At 33.1% G+C, this 24,902-nt stretch carries 19 protein-coding genes; 7 read left to right on the top strand and 12 right to left on the bottom strand.

The window, feature by feature from the left end:
- Positions 1-102: 102 nt before the first annotated feature.
- Positions 103-1,551, bottom strand: coding sequence for a glutamate decarboxylase (locus CIT01_05680; GenBank protein ID AXV37723.1), 1,449 nt, complete (start codon positions 1,549-1,551; stop codon positions 103-105).
- 339 nt (positions 1,552-1,890) lie between these two features.
- On the opposite strand from CIT01_05680, the gene CIT01_05675 reads away from it, so the two are divergent.
- The 6 genes from CIT01_05675 (at position 1,891) to CIT01_05650 (ending at position 6,410) form a co-directional block, all read left to right on the top strand.
- Entirely contained in the window at positions 1,891-2,481 is a 591-nt protein-coding gene (locus CIT01_05675; protein ID AXV37722.1) for a Fe-S cluster protein, read from the top strand.
- 262 nt (positions 2,482-2,743) lie between these two features.
- Positions 2,744-4,291 carry a transporter gene (locus CIT01_05670; GenBank protein AXV37721.1) on the top strand — a complete coding sequence of 516 codons (1,548 nt, stop codon included), beginning with the start codon at positions 2,744-2,746 and terminating at the stop codon, positions 4,289-4,291.
- Positions 4,292-4,333: 42 nt separating this feature from the next.
- On the top strand, positions 4,334-5,029 hold the full coding sequence (locus tag CIT01_05665) for a transcriptional regulator (protein AXV37720.1): 696 nt from the start codon (positions 4,334-4,336) through the stop codon (positions 5,027-5,029).
- A gap of 63 nt (positions 5,030-5,092) precedes the next feature.
- Positions 5,093-5,329, top strand: coding sequence for a ferredoxin (locus CIT01_05660; GenBank protein AXV37719.1), 237 nt, complete (start codon positions 5,093-5,095; stop codon positions 5,327-5,329).
- The gene (locus CIT01_05655; GenBank protein AXV37718.1) at positions 5,292-5,870 is read left to right on the top strand and encodes an imidazoleglycerol-phosphate dehydratase; all 579 of its coding nucleotides are present in this window, start codon (positions 5,292-5,294) and stop codon (positions 5,868-5,870) included. The genes CIT01_05660 and CIT01_05655 overlap by 38 nt, the downstream gene beginning before the upstream one ends.
- Positions 5,871-5,942: 72 nt before the next feature.
- Complete coding sequence (locus CIT01_05650; GenBank protein ID AXV37717.1) at positions 5,943-6,410, top strand: flavodoxin; 468 nt, start codon at positions 5,943-5,945, stop codon at positions 6,408-6,410.
- Positions 6,411-6,517: 107 nt separating this feature from the next.
- Here the strand turns inward: CIT01_05650 and CIT01_05645 are convergent, their stop codons facing one another.
- From CIT01_05645 to CIT01_05600, 10 genes are all read right to left on the bottom strand, one after another.
- A complete protein-coding gene (locus CIT01_05645) occupies positions 6,518-7,228 on the bottom strand; it encodes a hypothetical protein (protein ID AXV37716.1) in 711 nt (236 codons plus the stop codon).
- 183 nt (positions 7,229-7,411) lie between these two features.
- Positions 7,412-8,242, bottom strand: a complete 831-nt coding sequence (locus CIT01_05640) for a methylenetetrahydromethanopterin dehydrogenase (GenBank protein AXV37715.1) — start codon at positions 8,240-8,242, stop codon at positions 7,412-7,414.
- A 273-nt stretch (positions 8,243-8,515) separates the two neighbouring features.
- Complete coding sequence (locus CIT01_05635) at positions 8,516-9,586, bottom strand: hypothetical protein (protein AXV37714.1); 1,071 nt, start codon at positions 9,584-9,586, stop codon at positions 8,516-8,518.
- Positions 9,586-10,731, bottom strand: coding sequence for an oligosaccharide repeat unit polymerase (locus CIT01_05630; GenBank protein AXV37713.1), 1,146 nt, complete (start codon positions 10,729-10,731; stop codon positions 9,586-9,588). Before CIT01_05630 ends, CIT01_05635 begins: the two co-directional genes overlap by 1 nt.
- A gap of 33 nt (positions 10,732-10,764) precedes the next feature.
- The gene (locus tag CIT01_05625) at positions 10,765-12,117 is read right to left on the bottom strand and encodes a Ni-sirohydrochlorin a,c-diamide synthase (GenBank protein ID AXV37712.1); all 1,353 of its coding nucleotides are present in this window, start codon (positions 12,115-12,117) and stop codon (positions 10,765-10,767) included.
- Positions 12,118-12,239: 122 nt separating this feature from the next.
- Entirely contained in the window at positions 12,240-14,054 is a 1,815-nt protein-coding gene (locus tag CIT01_05620) for a hypothetical protein (protein ID AXV37711.1), read from the bottom strand.
- Between the two features lie 8 nt (positions 14,055-14,062).
- On the bottom strand, positions 14,063-14,614 hold the full coding sequence (locus tag CIT01_05615; GenBank protein ID AXV37710.1) for a hypothetical protein: 552 nt from the start codon (positions 14,612-14,614) through the stop codon (positions 14,063-14,065).
- A gap of 261 nt (positions 14,615-14,875) precedes the next feature.
- Positions 14,876-16,267 carry a hypothetical protein gene (locus CIT01_05610; protein ID AXV37709.1) on the bottom strand — a complete coding sequence of 464 codons (1,392 nt, stop codon included), beginning with the start codon at positions 16,265-16,267 and terminating at the stop codon, positions 14,876-14,878.
- 573 nt (positions 16,268-16,840) lie between these two features.
- The gene (locus CIT01_05605) at positions 16,841-18,856 is read right to left on the bottom strand and encodes a hypothetical protein (protein ID AXV37708.1); all 2,016 of its coding nucleotides are present in this window, start codon (positions 18,854-18,856) and stop codon (positions 16,841-16,843) included.
- 506 nt (positions 18,857-19,362) lie between these two features.
- On the bottom strand, positions 19,363-21,321 hold the full coding sequence (locus tag CIT01_05600; protein AXV37707.1) for a hypothetical protein: 1,959 nt from the start codon (positions 21,319-21,321) through the stop codon (positions 19,363-19,365).
- 591 nt (positions 21,322-21,912) lie between these two features.
- On the opposite strand from CIT01_05600, the gene CIT01_05595 reads away from it, so the two are divergent.
- Positions 21,913-23,034 (top strand): radical SAM protein, encoded by a 1,122-nt coding sequence (locus CIT01_05595; protein AXV37706.1) that lies wholly within the window; start codon positions 21,913-21,915, stop codon positions 23,032-23,034.
- A 230-nt stretch (positions 23,035-23,264) separates the two neighbouring features.
- On the opposite strand, the gene CIT01_05590 is transcribed toward CIT01_05595, so the two are convergent.
- Positions 23,265-24,692 carry a hypothetical protein gene (locus tag CIT01_05590; GenBank protein ID AXV37705.1) on the bottom strand — a complete coding sequence of 476 codons (1,428 nt, stop codon included), beginning with the start codon at positions 24,690-24,692 and terminating at the stop codon, positions 23,265-23,267.
- Positions 24,693-24,902 lie beyond the last annotated feature (210 nt).

Raw genomic sequence — 24,902 nt, 5'->3', positions numbered from 1 at the left:
ATTTTCTTTTAATTATGTTTTAAAATCTAAAAAATTCTTTTATAATTTCTTTTTCTTTTCCTGCTCTTTTTAAATAAGATTTGGCTGAAAAAAATAAATAAATCAGCATATGGTATCAGGGTGTTCTTTGGAGAACTTCTGATTCTCTAAATGCTTGACTTCGCGCAGAACATCATCTATATCTCTTTGTAGACTTTCATATGCATCTACCAAATCATTGAATAGGATGTTTACCTGTTCCCGGCTCATTGTGAGCCGGATTACAATGCGCATGATGGCCTTGTCATCAACATTTTTTGGTAGGGTATAAGCAGGGATGATCCATCCTTTCTGCCTTATTCTCTCAGAGAAGTCAAAGACATCAAAATCTGCTTTATTATCCAGTTCGAATGCTACCAGTGGTAAGATTCGGGTTTCATTATTTATTACTTTAAATTTTCCACAAGAATCCATCTTCTTTGCCAAATGCTCTGCATTGTTAAACAGTAGAGCCATGATTGCAGTGAATCCATTTTTTCCCAAGGCCAGGAGATTGAAGTACTGGGCTATAATGGTACTGGCTCCCTTGGAAAAATTCAGGTTATAGGTAGGCATCAGCCCTCCCAGATAGTTCACCTCAAATATAAGGTCATCCGGCAGGTCGGATTCATCACGAAAAACCAGGAATCCAACCCCCGGATACACCAACCCATACTTATGGCCAGAAACATTAATACTCCTGACATGTGGGAGTCTGAAATCCCATTCCATCTCCGGATATATGAAGGGAACTACAAATCCACCACTGGCAGCATCCACATGAATAGGGATGTTCCATCCTTTTTCTTTGTTGATTTCTTCTAACATTTCATTAATCTCAAAAATGGGATCCATCTCTCCAGTGAAAGTTGTGCCCAGCACGGTGCCCACACATATAGTGTTTTCATCGATACTTTCCCTGATAAGATCCACACTCATAACATAATTATCATGCTCCATAGGTATGATACGAGGTTCCACATCGAAATATCTGGCAAACTTCTTCCACACCACGTGCACATCTTCACCAAAGATTATATTGGGTTTATCAGTTGATTTACCCTCCGCTTCTCTTTTTTTCTTCCAATTCCATTTGTGAGCCAACAAACCAAGGAGTATGGCCTCTGATGAACCGATAACACTAGTTCCAACAGGTTTTGTATCTTCTGGTGCATTGTAAAGTCGGGCCAGTATGCTTATAATTCTTTCCTGTATTAAATTAGAGTAAGGGTATTCATCCTGGTCCACAAAGTTCTTTCCAGCATTTTCCATAAATAAATCCTTAGCATATTCGTCCATTTCAGTGGTGACAAAACTGGCCAAATTCAGTGAAGGGTTACCATCCAGTTTCAGTTCATTCCGGATCATGTGGTAAACCACATCATTTGCTATTGGATCCTCTGGAATCTTATAGCGGGGAGACTCTTTGGTATAATATGCCATTAAAGCTTTGACAGTCTCATCACCAGAGAGTTCCTCAGATTCACTAACTAACTTTTCAATCTCTTCATCACTTAAAGAATAAGACAACATGTTTTCACCCCTTTAATATTTTTTTATCAAATGAAATTATTAATTCGTTCGTTTCCTTGCACCATCCACAACATATTATAGTATAGAATATTACAAGCCCCCCTAAATGTTATTTTCCATATAATCACGCACAAATCCTGCAAATTCAAGATATAGATTATAATTATTAAAACAATATTTAATGTAACTCTATAAACAATATTATGTGACTACAATAATAAATAATTCAACATTAGATTAAAAGGCAGCTAGGTAGAATTTATTATAATAATTATAAATACCAAATTTAATTAATAAGACTTAATAAATATCATTTAAAAATATAAAGGAGAAATAAGCGTGATTGTTGGAATATGCGGAAGTCCTAGAAAACAGGCCACTGATTATGTTTTAAATGAAGCTCTCAAAATACTTGAAAAGCGAGGATTTGAAACCCAATTTTTCGGAGTCAGAGGGAAAGATATCAGTCCCTGCAGACATTGTGACTACTGTTTGAGAAAAAAAGAGTGTGTAATGAAAGATGATATGTATGAGGTTTATGATCTTTTAAAAGATGCTGAAGGCATAGTGATAGCCAGTCCTATGTACAATGGAGGAATAAGTGCCCAAACAAAGGCTGTGATGGATCGTTGCCGAGCTCTGGGTGCTGCTGATTATGATTCCCTGAGATATAAAGTTGGTATGGGAATTTCCGTGGGGGGAGATAGGGCAGGAGGACAGGAACTGGCCCTTCAACAAATACACACATTTTACATCCTAAATGGTATAATTCCTATAAGTGGTGGATCTTTCGGGGCGAATTTGGGAGCTAATTTCTGGTCAAAAGACACATTAGATGGTGTAAAGGCAGATAAAGATGGTTTTAAAAGTCTTAAAAAGACTATTAATATGTTCGTCAAATTTTTAGAAAAATTCGAAATAAAAGAATAGCCAATAAGTTAGGACAAACCAGCTCATTAACTGTCTTTAAAAATAATATTTTATGGCATGGCAGATATTTAATTTAAATTTATCTGAAAATAACAAACTATTTAAGGTTTATTTTTCTATTAATCTTTTTGATATTAAAAAATTAATCAATATTAAATCTTTTAAATAATTAATCTTATACATAAGTTAACAAAAATCTTAAAGTTTGCTTATTTTCTTATTTGATTAGTTCAACAATTTCTTAGAGAGTTCTGGTGATATAATGGGAAGTGAAAAATTAGTAAGAGGTAGCTTCATGATGATGATAAGCTACATTCTTTTCAGAGTAGGCGGTTACTTCTACAGGTTTTTAATGAGCCGATTGCTAGGACCGGAAGGTTATGGTCTTTTAGGACTCACCATACCTTTTCAAGGCATCTTCCAGATATTATCTGCCGGAGGACTGCCTCCAGCTATTGCAAAATATGTATCCCAATATAAAGCCCTTGATGACTATGATCAAGTAAGACAAGTGATTTTCACGTCCCTAAAGTTTATGGTTATTTTAGGAATCTTTTTTAGCCTGGTAATGTTTTTTTCTGCGGATTGGATTGCCAACAGCGTATTCCACAAACCCTTAGCAACGTACCCTTTACAAGCCGTGGCCCTTATTACTCCTTTCAGCGTGATTGTAGGGGCATTTAGAGGAGCTTTTCAGGGATTCTATAAAATGGAATATATTGTAGCTACCCGTGCTGTGGAACAAGTTTTCATGATAACTATGGCTGTTGTTTTGGTTTCTATAGGCTTTTATGCTGCAGGAGCTGTTATGGGAACTGCTATAGGATTTATTGCGTCAGCAGCAGCAGCATTTCTCATATTTAGGAAGTTTCTCTGGAAATACTTACCAGAACCTGAGCCTGAAAAAAAGTTGGGATTCTGGGATGAGTTGAAACTTATTAAAACTCTTTTAGCATTTTCTATTCCAGTTATTATAACTGCTCTTTCTGAAATGGCCATATATGATATAAGTACATTTGTTATTGGATCTTACATGGCCACCAAATACGTGGGGTACTATACTGCTGCCGATCCTATCGCCAGATTACCCCTGGTTATTTCATTATCGGTTGCAACAGCAGTACTTCCGGCAGCTTCAGAAGCAGCCGCCCTTAAAGATAAGGGCCTATTAAAAAATTACATTGTCCAATCATATCGTTACGTTATACTCCTGGTTTTGCCTTTATGTATAGGTATAGCCATATTCGCAACACCCCTAATGGGAATACTATTTGGTTCTGAATTTGTCCCGGGCGCAGAAGCACTGAGTATACTGGTTATTGGTATGACTTTCTACACATTATTCATGGTTTCGGCAAGTATATCTCAAGGAATAGGATATCCAAGATTACCGATGATGATTCTCCTCATTGGTACAGCCATTAACCTTGGACTTAACCTTTTATTGGTTCCTTTGTATGGAATTGTTGGGGCAGCACTGGCAACCACTATTGCGGCATTTGTCATTATGGTTGGTATATTATGGCAAACATTCCAAAAAACTCAAGTAACTCCTCCTTATCTTGATTTTGCTAAAATTTTAGTATCAACAATTATAATGAGTTTACCATTAATATTGCTTCCTAAAAATTATGAAGGATTTGTTGCGGCAATTATTATAGCTCCAATAGTTTATTTACTATCTCTCACATTTTTAAAAGGATTTGAAGCCAGAGATTTGAGAATGCTTAGAAAAGTTTCTAAAAAATTAGGTCCATTGACAGGAATATTGGAAAAATTGATTAGATTTATAGAAAGGTTTGGTCTATAATAATAAATGTACCATTATAATTGAGAGGGGAGTAGTCTTATCATGACTATCTTAAAAGAAAGTCCAGAATATAAACTGGAAATAGAGGGCAAATCTATTGTTTTGGATCATAAAAAGTACGAATTTTTAAAATGCATAGATCATTATGGCTCAATTATTAAAGCAGCAAAAACTAGTGGAATTCCCTATAGAAGTGCCTTGAAACATATAGAATTAATTGAAAAAAATCTTGAAAAACCAATAGTTATTACCAAAAGAGGAGGAAAAGGTGGAGGGGGAAGTAGTGAACTTACAAATATGGGAAAATTAGTGGTTAAAGAATATGCAAAGCTTAACATCATATTAAAAAAACATTCTCAATTTAATGAATTAGAAGGCAAAGTTTCAGATATAGATAAAAAGAATAGGGTTATGAATATAAGTTTAAATGGCCTTAATGTGATGTTACCATTTATGGAAAATTTAAATTTAGGAGATAAAGTATTATTGTTATTAAGCCCTGAAGACATATTTATCATGCTAAAACCCCAAGAATCTAGCGTTAGAAATATGTTCGAAGGGAAAATTATTGGAATGGAAATTAAAAATCAAATGGTAAGACTAAATATAATGCTTGCTGAAAAGATCAATCTATTTGCATATATCACTGAACATTCAAGAGAAGAACTGCAGCTAAATTTGGATAAAAAAGTTTTTATTGGATTTAAAGCAGCGTCTGTACCTGTTATTAAACTATAAAAATTTGTGACTATCAAATTATAAGTTCAAAGTTATAAGTTATAAGTTATAATTGGTATTTGAATGAAAATCGTTATAGACCAAGAAAAATGCACTGGCTGTGGTACTTGTATTCAAGAATGTCCCAAAGGACCAAAAATATGGACAGTAAATAAAAAAAATCGAACAGCAAATGTTTCTAACTTAGAATACTGCCATTTATGTATGATATGTGCATCTAAATGTCCTGAAGGAGCTATAACCGTAATAAGAGATGATAAAGATGAAAAGAAAAAGCAAAATGAAGAGGACAACCTCTGAAACAGACATTGAAATTACTCTCAATATTGATGGTGAAGGAAATTCTGATTTAAATACAGGAATTCAATTTTTCGACCACATGCTGGATTCTTTTGCCCGACATGGATTTTTCGATCTTAAAGTGAAAGCCTTTGGAGACACTGGAGTTGACGATCACCATACTGTAGAAGACGTGGGAATCCTGATGGGTGAAGTATTTAACCAGGCTATTGGAGATAAAAAAGGGATAAAAAGAATGTCACACGCCATAGTCCCTATGGACGATGCACTAGCCACTGTAGCCATCGATATCAGTGGAAGAAGTTATTCTGTCCTTGATATAAAGTTTAAAAAATCCAAAGTTGGAGATTTAAGTACAGAAAACGTGGCCCACTTCTTTGATTCCTTTGCTAACACCGCTAAAATAAACATTAACGCCCATGTAACTGGAGAAAATGATCACCACCAAATAGAAGCTCTGTTTAAAGCTTTTTCAAAGGCCATGAAAGATGCGTGTCGTGTGGAACACGATTCAATTTTAAGTACTAAAGGTATAATCTAATCTAGTGCAAAAAAGTGCATATATCAAATTAGAAAAAGTAAAGCAAATAGCTAAAGTGGGAGGGAAAGATAAATGAAGACTCTAATAGCGTGTTACTCCTTTACTGGGACCACACTAACTGTGGCGAAAGAATTACAAAAAAAGATTAATGCAAATTTTACCAGAATAGAACCTGTGAAAGATAGGTGGTATGTTATTAAAGCAGTACACGCATATCTTGAAAAAAAAGTTCCTATTGAGCCTTGTGAAACTGATATGGACAATTATGACTGTCTCCTTGTGTGTTGTCCTATTTGGGCCGGCCGTGCGCCTTCTGGAACACTGGAATATTTAACTCAAGTCCATAATACAGAAGGTAAAAAGTGTGCAGTACTTGTAACCATGGGCGGAAATGGGAATGAAATGGCAACTGATCAGATAAAAACTGCTCTTGAAGAAAAAGGAATGGAATTTATTGGTAAAGTAAAACTCGGTAAAAATGAATTGAAGAGCGGCGTATGGAGAAATATGGTGGAAGATTTCAGTTCACTTTTTGAATAAATAAATTTCTATTTTATCACAAAAAGAAATTATTTAGATATTTAAGAAAACACATTCTTAGTTTTGAGAAAATATGTTTTCTAATATTAATCTTAATCAATTATATTCTAATTTAAGGGCTTATCAACCAATCCCAATATCCGAGTTGTATAAATTAATATGAACGGAGCTAATATCAGTTGAAATATGAAAATTCCAAAAATAGGTATGGTCGAGCTCATACTGTCTCTCAAAGTAACAGTTATTATACTTGCAACTAGAAATATCCCAACATAAGCAACAGTTAATCTTTTAAGCCCAATTAATCTAATTCTTTTATAAATTGTTCTAAAATGATATGCTGATTTTAAACTTCCATGATTATGGGCCATGTTCAAAAGTGCGCCCATCCATTGTATTGTGAATGGAAAAGTTAAAATAAATCCTAAAATAACTATTAGGGCCCCTATGTCACTATCAACCACCGCAAACAACACTCCAATTATAATAATGATTGATGGGAATATGGCGTAGGTAACTATCATTATCCAGTGTTTAAGTCCGTGTACTAGTAATTCATAAAATCTATTAAAATGGGGAGGTTCCGTAGATCCTTTAATTGTTTCTTCTACAATACGAAATGCGTAGCCTCCCTCAACAAGAGCAAGGATTGAACCCGATACCAAGAATATATAATCAAATATGTGACTTTTAAGTCCATAACTAGCACTTTCATTTGATAAATCTAACAATAATAAAGTAAATCCTAAAAGAAGTAGTTTAGTCCAATCACTACATGTGTATCTCCCTGCATCATGTAAAATATCCTTTAAATTCATGATTCAATTATGCTTTTCTAAAATAAACATTTTACTAAAATATGTAGTATCGTAAAAACAGAATTATGAAATTGTTAAATAAATATAATAATTTTAATATTTGATTAAAAAAGCTAAACATCTAAAAATTAATTTAGAAAAAAGAAAAAAAGAAGCAGTCCCGGGGACTACTTTAAAACCAAATTATTGTGGTTTGTCCATTAAAGCTACTTTTGAAACTGTGCTACCATCTCCACCGTGTGGGGTTCTGGTAACTGTGTCGTTAGCTTTTTCTATTTCACGAGCTTCCATAGCAAGTTTTGCTGCTGTACCTAACATTTCGTGTGCTGATGCAACGATTGGTATGTATTTTGCAGCGTCTTGTACCATGAAACATCCTTCAACATCTATATTTGCTACGGTGGTTGCAATTTCGTATGCAGCCATTGCTTTGGCTTTAGCATATGGGTTAGCAAAGTTTGCAGCTTCTATAGCAACATCTCTAGATATAACAACTTTTGGAAGTTCTACACCACTTCCTGCTTCAACATTAGCTACTGCAGCGTCGATGGTGTTTTGTACAACTCGGTAAGCTCCGGTTAATGCTAATACTTTTATTACGTCAGAGTTAAATGAGGCCATTTCAGTTGGGTCCAGAAGTTCTCTTCTAGCTCCAATCATTGGGTCTGCTTTAACTATTATGTAGCCTAAGCCTTGTTCATCCATTTCGTCTTTAGCTCTTAGTCCTGGAGCATCACCAATGATGATTGCAGGTACATCTGCTGCAGATAATAATTCTCTTGCTTTAGCAGGGCCTGGAGCACCAGGGTTTGGGCTAATGAATATTACAAAGTCCCTTTCCATTTCCAGCATTAAAGGTACAGCTTTTTCAATTTCTTCTGGGTTCATCTTAGCTCCAGAACCGATTACACAGGTGTCTATATTCGGTCTGTCAGCCCTCTCATCGAGTAATAAATCAATTACAGGAGAGGTACCAATATTACCACATTTAATAACTCCTATTTTAACTACCATTATATCACCAAAAATCCTATTCTAATAATCTAATAAGTATTTTTTGATTTTATTTTTTATGGCTAAGTTTTTATACTGGTATTTTAACAAATTCTTTAAATTAAACAAATTAGTAATATATTATTAAAGAGTAAAATTTGCTTATTTTAAACTTTTTCAGGGATTTTTAATCAATTAAATAGTTGAAAATCAGTTTTAAATAATTAAATTAATTTATCTATTTAAAATGAAAATTAAAATAAAATAAAATTTATTAAAGTTCATTTAATTGAGCTATCTAAATTTTGATCTTTCTTTCCATATTTTTCTCATACTTGAAAAACCACTGCTTCTGGATTTTTCATTATCAAAGTTATTAATCAGTTCCACTACATTTGATACTGCTTTTTCTCCATTATCAATTAACCATTGACCTCTTGGTTTTTTAAGGTTTTCAAGTGCATCTGGAATATCTTCTACAACTACAACAGGTATGCCTAATTTATATGCCAGATCCATACTGGCATGTTGACTGTGAAATCCTGCCAATTTTATAGAAGGAATTTCCATTGCTCCAGCCTCAATAGTTAGGCCCATACCCGCCCCATATATCATGCCAGAGGAGGCATTCATAATAGGTAAAAGATCCACAAAACCATCTAAAACTTTCAATTGGGGTGATTTGACTAGATTTAGTACATGATCTTTATCAAAACGATATGGGGCTATTAAAATATTTTCATGGAGATTTTCAAGTGTTTTAATAATTTCAGGCAAATCTTCACTTTTAACATCTCCTCCCAGCACCATCAACAGGAAATCATCCGCATTATACATATTTTTAATCTGTTCAACATTGTGCAATGCAGTTTTTTTTATATATGAAGCTTGGGGATATCCACCAATTACTCGTACATTCACTAGGCCATATCTCTCTTCCACCAGATTTTTATATTGTTTTGATGGAACTGTTACCAGATTAGAATATGCTATCATTTCTATAGGATTATAGATATCCTGTTCAATATGCAGGTTGGGAATTCCCAGTATTTTGGCGGCAGCAATTCCTTTTCTCACATCACCTGCATTTCCACAGGTAAGTAAAAGATCAATATCATGACCTCGTAATGAACCAACTGCTTTAAAAATATCCTTTAAAACCAACCAAGCAATTTTAAAATTTGATCGTTTTTGTGCTTCCTTTCCCCGGCCCTGCCCAATACTGTATATACTAGAACAAAATTCTTCTAATAATTCGCTTGCCCCATCACCATGAGTTAAACCAATTACTTCTGCGTCTAATTTTTCTAATATCGGAATAAAAGTTTTAGCAGGGGCAATTTCAGCAGCTATTGCAATTTTCATCAAAGAGCACCATTTTCAGTTTTCACTTCGGATTTTGAATCTAAAGTATAATTTAATAGTATCAAAAGTAGGCCAATTACAAAGAAAGCCCACACTACCAAATCAGTAGGCCCAGTTTCTATCCATATAAGTGAATGAGCCAATATTATGGCATAAAATGCCGTGTATATTCCTTTTTTCATTTTTTGAAGTGTGTGTAACAATTTTAAATAAATTCCCAGCAAAAACATCTGCACCCCTAAGCCCAGATAGCCAAAATCCAGTAAAGCTGGGCCAAATATAGTAGATGTAGTAGATACTCGATATTTTAAAACAGTTTCTCCAATAATAATCCTAGGATCCATAGATTCAAAAAATCCCGTGAGTGTATAATAGAATAGGGAACCTTTAGTTGCTCCCACCATTTCCACAACCCTATCCAAGACATTCAGTGTGTAGCCTGCACGGTAGAAAAATAATTCAAAGGGGTTTAAGTTCCACTGCTGCCATTCAATTGCTTTTACTGCAATATAACCTACTGATACACCTATTATTAACATTAACATGGCGAAAATTAGTATGTATTTAAATTTTAGATTCAACACATAATAACTGGTGATAAAAACACTGAATATTATGGCCATGGTAGTAGTTCGATAACCAGTAATGGCAAATAAAAGTAAACCAACAGCAAAAAGGAGATAATACCATTTCCTATTAAATTTAGCCAACAATATGTTAATGGACGGTAGAAATATCAAATATGACACAAACCAAATTTTAGTTATGGCTTTAGCTTTGAGATAACCACTAAAAAGGGGTATACCTCCTACCAGATAAATGTTAACTATTTGTAATAATATCCCCATTATAATCAAGCTTAAAATTATTTTTTCGAATGATATATGTGGTTTTAACTTTTTAGAAAATTTTATAAAACTCAAAGAAGATTTTTTTATTTTCAAGTACCTCTGAATATAAATTGCAAAAAAAATACCCACCAAAAACAGAGTTACACCATAAAATACCGTGTAATAAGTTAAACTTGATGATGGTTCTAAACCATTAATATTATAATTGAAAGCTACAACTGCCAGGGCCAGGTAAAGCAGTATACCAAAAATCATGATGTAAGGAGAAAAAATGTCAATATTTCTGATTTTCATAAATACACCTATAACTCCAATCTCAATAAAAATTTAATCATTAAGTTCCACGGCACTTATGGCCAAATTAGGGGCAAATTGAGGACAAGCTGCCACGTGGGTATGAACATAGCTGGCCACCGTGTTTTTACTCATTAAACCATCTAAAGAACCTTTTATACCTTTACCTCTGAGGATTTCAAATGCAAAATTATTTTTACCTTTTAATAAGATTTTAGAGTAGTGAAATTCGTGCCCATGAAATATTTCATCTTGTTTAGTGATAATATTATCATTTTTTGTTTTAGCAATAACATAACTTAATGCTTGGGGCTTTTTCGTCATTATAGAATCATAATTAAAAACGTTACACATTTTCTTATTGTTTATAGATTTGGTAAGATACATTAAGCCTCCACATTCAGCATATATGGGCCGTCCATCTTCATGGAATTTTTTAACAGATAACCTCATGGATTGGTTTGATTCCAGTTCTTTGGCAAATATTTCAGGATAACCTCCCCCAAAATAAAGTGCATCCACATCGGGTAATTCTTCATGATGATAGGGACTGAATGGTACTATTTCTGCATTATTATCTTCTAAAGCCTCTAAATTCTCTTTATAATAAAAAGTAAATATTTCATCTTGTGCAACTCCAATCTTAACCTTTTTACGATTTTTTTTATGCCATGTATCTTCTCTTCCCGGCGGTAATTTATTGGAGTCCTTCATAATTGTTAAAAGCCGATCCAGATCAATATTTTCCTCAATTACTCTTCCCCACTTATCAATGAAACTTAGAATATTCTCGCGTTCCACTGCCGGAACTAAACCTAAATGACGTTGTTCTACAGCAATGTCCTCGCTTCGAGGTAAACCACCTATCACTTCAGTATAAGAAAGTTTTTCAACTGATTCCTTGGTTTTAAGGTAGTGTTTTTTATTTTTCACCTGGTTTAAAATAACACCGTTAATTTTTATTTGGGGGTCGAGAGTTTTAAATCCAAGTACAATTGCCGCTGCACTTTTAACCAGGCTCCGTGCATTTAAAATAAGTATCACCGGAGCATCCAGGGCTTTTGCAATGGATGCTGTATTTCCAACATCACTTATGGGGCTTAATCCTTCATATAGGCCTCTTACCCCCTCTATTATTCCTAGATTTGACTTGGAATTTTTTAAACCTCTTTCAAATGATTGTCTTATCTGACCATCAGACATGAAAAAGGAATCGAGGTTTCGTGAAGGATTACCTGTTGCCATAGTATGATAAGTTGGATCTATATAGTCCGGGCCAACTTTAAATGGCTGTACCTTATATTCTTTAGAAAGTGCTTTCATTATACCTGTGGAAATGGTTGTTTTTCCCACAGCACTTCCGGTTCCTGCTAAGACAATTCTCATATTATGTAGTAATCCGTGCTGTTATTTAAAAATTTAGTGAAAAATTTAAAAAAAGAGAATTTAATTTTCCCCTACCTAAAAAAAGAAAGGAAAAAAATGGATGTGGAGAAGAGAATATTTATTTAAAAAGCTCCACCTCCACCTCCACCAGATCCTCCGCCGACTCCGCCGACTCCGCCCAAACCGCCAGAGTCTCCACTTGTGGCTGTGGCCATCCCGGCATCTAATGTGGAGGAAAGAATTACATATCCTCCATAATAGTGGAATAGGTAGATATCACTCCGTGCTAGTTCGTCGGTTGGTAGTGTCATTTCCATTGATTTACGTACCTTATCTGCAATTCCAAGAGCTGTGGCATATACTAAGTATTTATTCCATATGGCAATAGACTCCGGGGGATATTCTTTAATTAAACTGAAATCCATAATATACTTTTTAAAATTATGCCATTTAGCATTGTATTCTTCACCATAAGTAGTCCATCGTCCAGCAATTTTTTGTGGCAGTACTAAAGAAATTATAGCCACAACACCTAAAACAATGGATGAAACCAAAGCATATCTTGCAGCAGGAAATGGATCAAATAGTGTGAAAAAGAAAGTCACTGCCGCTATAACCAAACCTAATCCTCCAAAAATTTTTAGATAAGTGTCTCCTTTTCTGATGAAAATCTTTTTCATAACATCATCATTTAAAAATTCGTTCTTTAAATCATCTTTCCACAAGTTATAAGAATCTCTAAATGATTCAGCGTTACTTCTAACTTTTAAATTAGATTTAAGTCTGTCAAGACCCACTATGCCTTCCTCTTCAAAGGATTTGAGGAAATTTATAACATCAGCTTCAAAATATTTAAGCTTTGAAAAATCCTTATTTTCATTAATTTTCAATGAAATGGATCCTTCTGTATCTTCTTTGATATCTGACGGGATATCCTGAATCAACAGATACTTCCGGTTAATTAAATCCATTATAGTGGCTCTAAATCCGTCCATGTCTGGTTCACCAATTCTTTTGGAGAATCCTTTTCCAGATATAGCATTTACCATTGCTGGAGGATCTGCAGTTGGTAAATCTCTCTCATATTCTGCTTGATAATCTATTTTAGGTTCTCTACCATATCTGAAATAAATTATTATAGGTACGAATATACCCAGAATCATTAAAACCGATAAAATAGAGTAAAGTATGGTTTTAAAGTTTAATTCGTTTGTATAGTCCTGTTGGATTCGTTCCATCTCTGGTAACCCGTTACTATCAATTTTTTGTGCAAATAGGGGGTTGCTTGAAAACTGATCCTTAGGTATGGCCAGTCTTATTTCAAACCAGTTACCCGAAGCAATGTTAGTAGATTTAATCTGCAAAATATTTCCCTGCCATTTGTCACTTTGTACATAATATGGGGGGTTAATCCAGTATTTTACACCTTCACTAGATTGTAAATGAATATTTCCAGTGACCTGACCTACATCGACCTCCCAATTTTCTCCCCAGAGTTTGTATTGTAACTCTGCCACGTCGTTGTAGATTTTGATAACATTAATAAAATCATATTCAATATAAACATCTACATCCCTATCAGTTATTGGCACTGTTTTTTCAGGATTGGAGTATAAATAAATTTTCAGTCGCTGTGTATCACCTTGATTTATAACTTCAAGAGTAGAATATGCCCCGTCAGCATTTATTTGGATATTTTCTATTCTCTGACCAGTTTTAATCGGTATGTCTCTATACACCCCATTATACGTCCCTGAAAAGGAATAATGAAGCTTCTCTTTCACATGTAAATTACCATTTTCCTGTAAATAAAGATCTATATTTGCATAAGGAATTGTGTAGCTTCGATCATCATCATCCTGGGCAGCGACAGTAGATAAAATAGAAAAAGTGAGTAAAAGTAATAAAGAAAGTGTGATAAAATGGTTTTTATTCATTTTACCACCTAAAATTCTACTTTAGGAACTGAACGTTCAGTTTCTGCTGTTTCAAAGAATTCGGATTCTGTGAAGTTGAACATGCGGGCAATGATATTACTCGGGAACATTTGAACTTTGTTATTGTACATTAAAACTGTGTCATTGTAAAACTGACGTGAGTAAGCAATTTTATCTTCAGTTTCAGCCAGTTGCATCTGCAGGTCCTGGAAGTTTTGACTTGCTTTTAAATCAGGGTAATTCTCGGCAACTGCAAAAAGAGATTTAAGAGCACCGGTTAACATATTATTAGCCTCTTCATTTTCTTTAACTGTTTGGGCGTTTATTAAACTTGAACGAGCCCTGGTTACTTCTTCAAAAACTCCTTTTTCGTGTGTTGCATATCCTTTAACTGTTTCAACCAGGTTAGGTATTAGGTCTGTCCTTCTTTTTAGTTGAACATCTATCTGAGACCAGGCATTTTTAACTCTATTGCGTAAGCCCACCAGACTGTTATACATTAAAGCCAGGGCTGCCAGTAATATTATTATTATAATTCCTATAATTATGTATAACCACATTTTTAACACCACTTTTAATAATAATTCTCCTATTATTTATACAATTCGAAAATAATCTTATTTAAGAGAATTAAAATTAAAGGCTAATTTTAATTAGATAATTCTTTAAGGTGAAATCTGAAAAAGGATTAATCCATTATTTTCAATTAAAAAAATGATCTTAAAAAAACTTAGAATTCTCACATAAATTACAGTGCTGCTTAACAATGTCAAAAAATAAATAAAATTAGACTGATATAATAAATTCAGCCTATTTATTGTTTATGCAGAGGTTAAATATTTAGCACCACTAGTCACATGGGCTTTACCATGCACTAAGCAGAAATCTGCATCACAGCCACCTTTACTCATACTGCACACCCACATTCCTTCAGGGTTATCATAAATTGTATTTCCTTCTTCATAGTCCAGTGTAGAATTTTTATGGCAATAAGGACAGTAGTTAACAAATTTAACTGTATGATAATCGTAATCTTGATACAAGCTACAAGTACATCTTCCAGAGCATTGAACATAACTATCTGTCACAATAACGTTTTTAGCACCGTATTTAGAAGAAATTTCCATCATTTGATAACTCATGGCAGATGTTTGGACTACGGTATAGTTAGGCAGTCTATTGTAGTATTTATGGAAGTCCATGATCTTTGCAAAATTGAACACTATATATTCGTACCTTAGATTACCTAAAGATGTGGTAGAATAGTTTGGTGCTCTATCATTGGAATTCATGAAATTTAGAATATTGGTTGCCTTTCTTACATATTCTGATTTTTGAATGTTACCTGAAATATTTTGACCTGCAGGATTAGGTGCATCACCCACCTCCGTGACAGCCACGGGCATAGACACATTTCTATCTGAATTAATCACTGCCATCAATAAAACATTTAAAAATTCTGACATGGTTAAACACTTTGAACCGACCTGAATAGTGTCTGGTAGAATTTTATTTGCCTGTACATAATTTTTAAGACAATTAGAAGCTGTTTCAATCTCATCAACTGTTAAAGACTGCATAAAATCAGATAAACAAATTTTAGTATAGTTAGGGAGCCTATCATAATCTCCATAGAAATCCATGATTTTAGTATAACTAAATACTATATATTCAAACCGTAGATTACCCAAAGACGTCCTAAAATAATTTGGTGCCCTTCCATTGGAATCAATAAAATTAAGAATACCAATAGCATTTTGCAGATACTCTGATTTTAGAAGATTACCCGAAATATTTTGACCTGCAGGATTAGGTGCATCACCCACCTCCGTGACAGCCACTGGCGTAGACACATTTTGATCTAAATTTATGACAGTCATCAATAAAATCTTTAAAAATTCTGACATGGTCAAAGTATATGAACCGACCTGAATAGTGTCTGGTAAACTGTTATGTATCTCCACATAATTCTTAAGTTCGCTAGCAGCCGTTTCAACTTCTTCAACCGTCACAGAACCAGAAGAACCCTCAGCACTAGTTTGATATGTAATAGTATCTGTCTGATCTCCCGTATCTTCTGTGCCATTATCTGTAGAATCGTTATCATCGGACTGTAAAGGATTATCTTCTTGAGTTACATTGGTATCATTTATTATAGTCCCATCTGAAGAATCATCTTCTGCAGCATTAACACCAGCCATTGAAAAAAGCATCAAAAAGCTGCACGCTATTAACACCACGAAAAATTTCTCTCGCTTAATGTAAACCCCTCCAAATTATATAATGGAATTTTTTTAGATATTTACTGGATATAGAATATAAAACGATATTATAGTTTATTTGCTGATTATGAGATTCTAACATAAATATTATATAAACCTTTTCATTAAATTTCCGAAAAAAAGCTTTTTTATAGCTTATTTTTCCATTTAAAACATTCTAATAGGTTTTCATAAAAGATATATAGTCCCCGGCCCCTTTTATATTAGATTTTAGTAAAAACCCGTCCTAAAAAGATTATTTTTAGAAAATAAGAGCTGTGAATAGTATAATCAATAAATATAAACTCTTTGAACCAACTTAAACCCTAAAAATAGAATCAAAAGACCACAAACCAATCATATGAAATCCAAATCTAGGATAAAACAAATAAAATAATCTTAAATACAAAATAATAAACACACAATCGGTTTGAAATAGTTAAAACCGTTTAACATCTCTATAATAAATTAAAACATATATAATATAATATTCTGCAATTAAAAATCTAAAAATAAAAAAAGGGTTTAGAAAGGTAGTTCTGCGTATCTTCCTTTCCAATATAATATTGAACAGTTCACTTGTGTTCCTAAATTGTTTCTTGTGCTTGTCGCATCAGCAGTGACCCATCTTCCATTTACGTATAGTTCAGACCAAATATGTCCCACTGTCATGCTGGTGAATTTACACTGTGCATGAGCATATCTAGCAGGTATACCCACAGAACGAGCTAAAGCATTGATTAAATGTGAATGATCTATACAATTACCATCCTTACGGTTTAACATTTCTACTGCACCATATTTGGTATTGTAATAGAACGTATAGCTACAATAGTCTCTTACCCATTCAAATATGACTTTAGCCTTATCATAGTCAGTATAACAGTTTTTAGTTAAATTTTTAGCAAAATTTATTATGGTTGAACTTAATGACTGACAATTATCTGTTGGCATAAGATACTGTAGTAAATTGCCCGGTGCGTCAATTACATTGAAAAGTATGTCAGATGTATGTATGAGCGCGTAGTTAGGTAGTCTATTGTACTCTTTTTGAAAATCTATGATTTTAGCAAAACTAAATACTACATATTCAAACCTGAGATTACCTAATGAAGTTTTCCAATAGTTTGGTGCCCTTCCATAAGTATCCATAAAATTAAGAATATCAATAGCATTTTGCATATATTCTGATTTTAGAATGTTGGCCGAAATTTTCTGACCTGCAGGATTTGGCGAATTATTCACATCTGTGACATTTACTGGTGTAAATATATTTTGATCTGAATTTATTACTGTTGTCAATAAAATTTTTAAAAATTCTGACATGGTCAAAGTATAGGAACCAACTTGAATAGTCTTTGGTAAAAATTTAAGTGCTGTTATATACTCTTTAAGATAAACTGCTGCTTCTTCAATCTCTTCAAAAGTCACTGATCCTATAGAATCCGTTGGAAGAATTTTAGTATAGTTTGGTAGCCTATCATTCTCTTTGTAGAAATCTATGATTTTAGCAAAACTCAACACCATATATTCAAATCTAGAATTACCTAAGGTAATATTGCAATAGTTTGGTGCCCTTCCATAGGAATCCATGAAATTAAGAATATTTGTAGCATTTAGTAAATACTCTGATTTTAGAATGTTACCTGAAACAATTTCACCTGTTGGATTAGGTGCATCGCCCATTGCAATAATCTTTATCGGAGAATAATTTCCCTGATCTAATTGTAGCGTAGTATTTAATAAGACACTTAAAAACTGAGCCATGGTCAAATACTTTGAACCGACCTGAATAGTGTCTGGTAAACTGTTATGTATCTCCACATAATTCTTAAGTTCGCTAGCAGCTGCTTCAACTTCTTCAACCGTCACAGAACCCATGAAACCGGATTGGATAATAACTGCGTAGTTAGGTAGCCTATCAAAATCTTTGTAAAAATCTATGATTTTAGCAAAACTAAATACAAGGCCTTCAAATCTTAGATTACCTAAAGAAGTACTCCCATAGTTTGGTGCCCTTCCATGAGTATCCATAAAATTAAGGATACTGACAGCGTTTTCTAAATATTCTGATTTTAAAATATTACCCGAATTAACGTTACCAGAAGGGTTAGGTGCATCATCCACCGTATTAATTGTTATTCGATCATATATTTCCTGATCTAATTGTAGTGTAGTATTTAATAAGACATTTAAAAACTGAGCCATGGTCAAAGTATATGAACCGACCTGAATAGTGTCTGGTAAACTGTTATGTATCTCCACATAATTCTTAAGTTCGCTAGCAGCCGTTTCAACTTCTTCAACCGTCACAGAACCAGAAGAACCCTCAGCACTAGTTTGATATGTAATAGTATCTGTCTGATCTCCCGTATCTTCTGTGCCATTATCTGTAGAATCGTTATCATCGGACTGTAAAGGATTATCTTCTTGAGTTACATTGGTATCATTTATTATAATCCCATCTGAAGAATCATCTTCTGCAGCATTAACACCAGCCATTGAAAAAAGCATCAAAAAGCTGCACGCTAACATGGCCACGAAAAATTTCTTCTTTCGCTTAATTATACCGCCTCCAAGTTCAATTAAAATGATTTTTTTTAAATCATTTATTGACTATTTGAATTCTAACATAATCTTATATAAACCTTTTCATTAAAATTCTAAAAAAAAGCTTTTTTATGGCTTATTTTACCATTTAAAACATTATAATAAGTTTTCATAAAAGGGATATAATGCAACTTCCTCTTTATATTAAATTTTAGTGAAAAACAATCAGAAAAAGATTATTTTTAGAAAATAAAGACTGTAAATAGTATAATTAATAAATATAAACCCTCTGAACCAACATAAAACCTAAAAAAAGAACTGACAAACTACTAAACTATCATAAAAACCCCAAATCGAGAATAAAACAAATAAATTAACCTTGAACACAAATTAGTAAACAAATATAAACTAAAATATAGTTAAAACCACATTAATATTGCCCTAATAAACTAGATATATAAAATTATCCAGAAAATGAAAAAAATGATAAAAAAAGTTCAGAAAGGTAGTTGGGTGTATCTTCCTTTCCAATACAATATTTTACAATTCAATTGTGTCCCTAAATCATTTCTTAAGCTCGTTGCATCAGCAGTAACCCATCTCCCCCGGATATATAATTCTGACCATATGTGTCCCACGGTCATATTAGTGAATTTACACTTTGCATGAGCATATCTAGCAGGTATACCCACAGAACGAGCTAAAGCATTGATTAAATGTGAATGATCTATACAATTACCATCCTTACGGTACAACATTCCAACTGCACCATATTTGGTATTGTAATAGAATGTATAATCACAATAATCTCTTACCCATTCAAATATGGCTAAAGCCTTATCGTAGGTGGTAAAACAGTTTTTAGTTAAGTTTTTAGCAAAATTTATTATGGTTGAACTTGTGGACTGACAATTGTTTGTTGGTCTAAGCTGAGCTGAATAGTAAATTGCGTTAATTGTACTGAAATTAAAGTCAGAATTTTTTACAACAGTGTAATTAGGGAGTCTATTATAATCTTTGTGGAAATCCATGATCTTAGCATAACCAAACACAATGTAATCAAATCTTAAATCACCCAACGAAGTAATTCCATAATTCGGTGCTCTCCCATTGGAATCAATGAAATTGAGAATAGCATTAGCATTTTGGATATACTCTGATTTTAAAATGGTACCTGAAATATTTTGGCCTGCTGGCTTAGGAGGATTATCCACATCAGTGATAACCACCGAAGTAAATAGATTTTGATCTGAATTTATCACTGATATCAATAAAACTTTCAAAAATTCAGACAATGTCAAAGTATAAGAACCAACCTTAATACTCCACGGTAAAAGTTTAAGAGCCGTTACATATTTCTTAAGATATAGAGACGCCTCTTTAACATTGTCAAAAGTCGCAGCCCCTGAAAAATTGACAACTGTATAGTTGGGTAATCTGCCATTAGATTCCTGGAAATCCATGATATTGGCATAACTAAGCACAAGACCCTCAAAACATAGATTACCTAAAGAAGTACGCCAATAATTCGGTGCTCTCCCATATGACTCCATAAAACTAAGAAGTTGCCCGGCGTTTGAAATATAATCCGATTTTAAAATGTTGCCCAAAATAACATGCCCGGCTGAATTAGGCACATCGCCCAAATCAGTAACATATATTAGAGTAGTATAATCTTCCTGATCAATCTGAACAACTGCAGTTAATAAAACCTTGAAAAACTGAGCAATGGTTAAAGATTTTGCTCCAACAGGGATAGTCTCTGGAAAATGGTTATTTGTCTCCACGTAATTTTTAAGATAAACAGAAGCCGCTTCAACTTCATCAACAGTCACTAACCCCATAAAATCACATGGAATAATAAAAGTGTTGCTAGGCAGCTCATTATATTCCCTATAGAAATCGATTATATTAGCATAACTAAGCACAAGACCCTCAAACCTTAGATTACCTAAAGAAGTACGCCAATAATTCGGTGATCTTCCGTAACCCTCCATGAAATTAAGAATAGCAGCAGCATTCAGGATATATTCTGATTTAAGAATGTATCCTGAAATGGATTGTCCTGCTGGATTAGGTGCATCACCCATGTCAGTGAATGGTATTGGAGTAATATAATCTTCCTGATCTAACTGAATACTAGTATCCAATAAAATCTTTAAAAATTGAGACATAGTCAAATCATAGGATCCAACTGTAATAGTCTCTGGTAAACAGTTATATGTCTCTACATAATAATTAAGGTAATTAGAAGCTGTTTCAACCTCTTCAACCGTCACAAAACCAATATAATCAGCACTAATTTGATACGTATTTGTATCAGTCTCTTCTTCCGCATCCTCAGTAGACTCTAATCCGCTGGACTGTACAGAATTATCTTCTGGAAGTACAGTAACATTTCCATCCTCTACAGAATCGCTTTCTGCAGCATTAACATCAGTCATAGAAAAAAGCATTAAAAAGCTACATGCTAATAAAGCTAAAAAAAATTTCTTTCGTGTGATGATACCACCCAAGTTTTATTTATCAATATAATTCTCTAAGAATTAATGTGATTTGCATAATTCATTTGCTATTATAAAATTTTATCATTATATCTTATATAAAACTTTTCTTTAAATTTTCAAAAAAAAGCCTTCCCATAACTTGTTTTACCATTTAAAACATTCTAATAACTTTACATATAAGAGATATACTCCATCATCATCCCAGATCCTATTTGAGTGAAAAACCATCAAAAGATTATTTTTAGAAAATAAGAACTTTGCCACTATAATTAATAGATATGAATCTTTAAACCAACATAATATCAAAAAAAGAACCAAAAGACCATCACCCCACCATATAAAATCCAAATCCAAAATAAAAGAAAAAAAATAACTCAAAATAGAAAATAATAAACAAACGTAGATTAAAAATAATTAAAGACCCTAAAAACATTTTAATAAAAAATTTAATCATAATTTTTAGATTAAATTAGTTTAATCCATTAATTAGCTCTTGAAAAATATGAGAAAAATAATTATATTGATTCAAACAAAATTTACATGATGAATATTAATAAGTTGAAAATTTTAAGTGATTCTGCCCAATATGATCTGTGCAATTATGTTACCCCTTCGGTGGAAAATATTAAGAATGGTGAAATTCCAGGAGTTTATAATGCAACTTCCCCTAATGGATGTTTTATTCCACTTTTTAAGGTTTTAATGACAAATAAATGTAATAATGATTGTAAATATTGCACGAATCATAGTAAAAGGAAGTTTTCAAGGTTAGAATATAGTCCTGAAGAACTTAGTGATATATTTTTGGATTATTATTACCAAAACATGGTTGATGGTCTTTTTTTAAGTTCTGGTGTTTCCAAAGATATTGATAATACCATGGAGAAAATGATTGAAGTTACTCGTTTATTGAGAGTTGATCATGGTTATAAAGGTTACATTCATTTAAAAATTCTTCCAGGATCATCTTATGATATGATTAAAAGAGCTATGAGTCTGTCTGATCGGGTTAGTATCAATATTGAAGCGGCAACACCTGATGGTTTCCAAGAACTAACCTCTACTAAAGATTATCAAAAAGACATATTAAAAAGAATGAAGTGGATAAAAAGGATATCTAATAAAAATCCAGAATTCGCGCCCTCTGGCCAAACTACCCAGTTTATTATAGGGGCTAATAATGAAAGTGATGAAGAAATCCTTAAGAGAGTCAAATGGCTTTCAAATAATTTTGGAATGAAAAGAAGTTATTACAGTCCATTCCAACCTCTAAAAGAAACACCTCTCGAAAATCTAGATAAACCTGAACCTATGAGAGCTCCGAGACTTTATCAGGCAGATTATTTAATAAATTATTACGGATTTAATCTGAACGAGTTGATCTTTGATGGGGAGGGAAACCTGTCTGTGGATGAAGATCCCAAATATTTGATGGCATTAAATAATCCTGAAAAATTTCCTGTAGAAATAAATTCTGCCTCCTTTAAAGAATTGATAACTGTACCGGGTATTGGTAAAATATCAGCTCTTAGAATACTCCATGAAAAAAGAAAAGGTCATGTATTTAATAAATTAGAAGAACTTAAAAAATTGGGAGCAGTAATCAAAAGAGCTGAACCATTTGTTAAATTTAAAGGAGTATATCAGGCAACATTGGATTAAAAAACTTATGTAAACCCTATTCATTTTAAAAAATTTGATTAATTTGATTGAGGTTTCATTTTTATCGTTGTAATAAGTTATAAGTGTTACACTTATAAGTTATAAGTTTTAATTTACAAAATTAATATGCTAAAATGTGATATTTTGAGATTTTAAAAAATAGAAATTATAAAAAAATGGTTTAGAATGTGGTTCCGTGTGAAATATAGTTATATCATTATTTAAATCCATTAGTATGTGAAATCTTCGTGGATTAATCCATACCTAAATAATGCAAATCCACAAGAACCGTTAGCCACCGCTACATTTATATCATTTCTTAATTCTGCAGGAAGAATTGGTTCATAATCATCATTGTAAGTTTGTAATCCTGCTATTACTGGAGTGTCCCCTGCTTGACCCACAATATACTGGGTAGTGCTAGCTATCCACGCAGTGGTTGGGGTGTACTCATACTTGTAAATCATTGGCACCATAAAGTCCAGATAAGGAGCTAATAGCCCATAATCCTGCCCATAATAATATGCATTAGACTCTTTTTCGGGCATTAACGCCGCAGAAACTGCGAGTCCATTATTAATGGATTTAACTCTGTTGTAGACATCTTCAACGAAGTTAGTTATTACTTCAGTCCCATTATGGTTATAAGCATCGCCAGGATATCTGACATAATCTAAATGTACACCGTCAATATTATAGTTATTCATTAGTAATGAGATGTAATTAATCAGATCTTGTTGATAGGTTTCATTGGAAGGATCAATAAAACCACTATCATCATGGAAACAGATTATCCATGCATGAACTCTTATACTGGTTCCTTGAAGTTTATTGAGTAATATAGGAAGGATGGTGGAGTATATATTAGAACCTGTTCTTTTACATATAACAAACACATCAGTTATGTCCATTTTTATTAATTCACTAACCTCTAGGGTGTACACACTTGCTGATTGTATCCATATTCCATGAACATTATTATAATTATTAAAATCGTATCGGCTGATTTTAATATAGTTAGGTAACCTATTATAATATTCATGGAAATCAATGATTTTAGCATAACTTAGTACAATAGCTTCATATCTAAGATTGCCCAAGGAAGTGAGCCAATAGTTCGGAGCCCTTCCATAGTCCTTCATGAAATAAAGAATATTGATAGCATTTCTTAAATATTCTGATTTTAAAATGTTGCCTGAAACATTAATATCAGATGGATTAGATGCATTATTTACCGCGCTAATTTTTATGGGATTGTGATTTCCCTGATCTAACTGCAGTGTAGTATACAATAAAACTTTTAAAAACTGAGCCATAGTCAATGTATATGATCCAACCTGAATAGTCTCTGGCAAAGTATTATGTGATGCTACATAACCACTAAGAAAAACAGAAGCTGCTTCAACCTCTTCAATACTTACAGAATTAATAGGAGGATCCTCAGCACTAGCTTGATATGTAGTAGTATCTGTCTGATCTTCAGTGTCACTACTTGTAGAATCTGTATCACTGGACTGTAAAGGGTTGTTTTCCTCTTCCAATACATTAATATCATTTATTACAGTTCCATCTGTAGTATTGTTTTCAACAGCATTAACTCCAACCATTGAAAAAAGCATCAAAAAGCTGCATGCTAATAAAGCCACGAAAAACTTCATTCGCGTAATAGTATCACCAATTTTTATTTGTATATATATGATTTTACATATGTTTGCGGACTATAGAATTATTAATATATATCTTATATAATTTTTTTTTCATTAAATTTCTGAAAAAAAACTTTTTCTGAGATTATTTTTCCATTTTAAAAACTTCTAATAAGCTTTCATAAAAAAGGTAGGGTCCACCCTCATCATTATATTATTTTT

It is taken from the genome of Methanobacterium sp. BRmetb2, from assembly GCA_003491285.1.
Taxonomy (GTDB): domain Archaea; phylum Methanobacteriota; class Methanobacteria; order Methanobacteriales; family Methanobacteriaceae; genus UBA117.
This window is presented reverse-complemented; position numbering and strand designations above follow the sequence as displayed.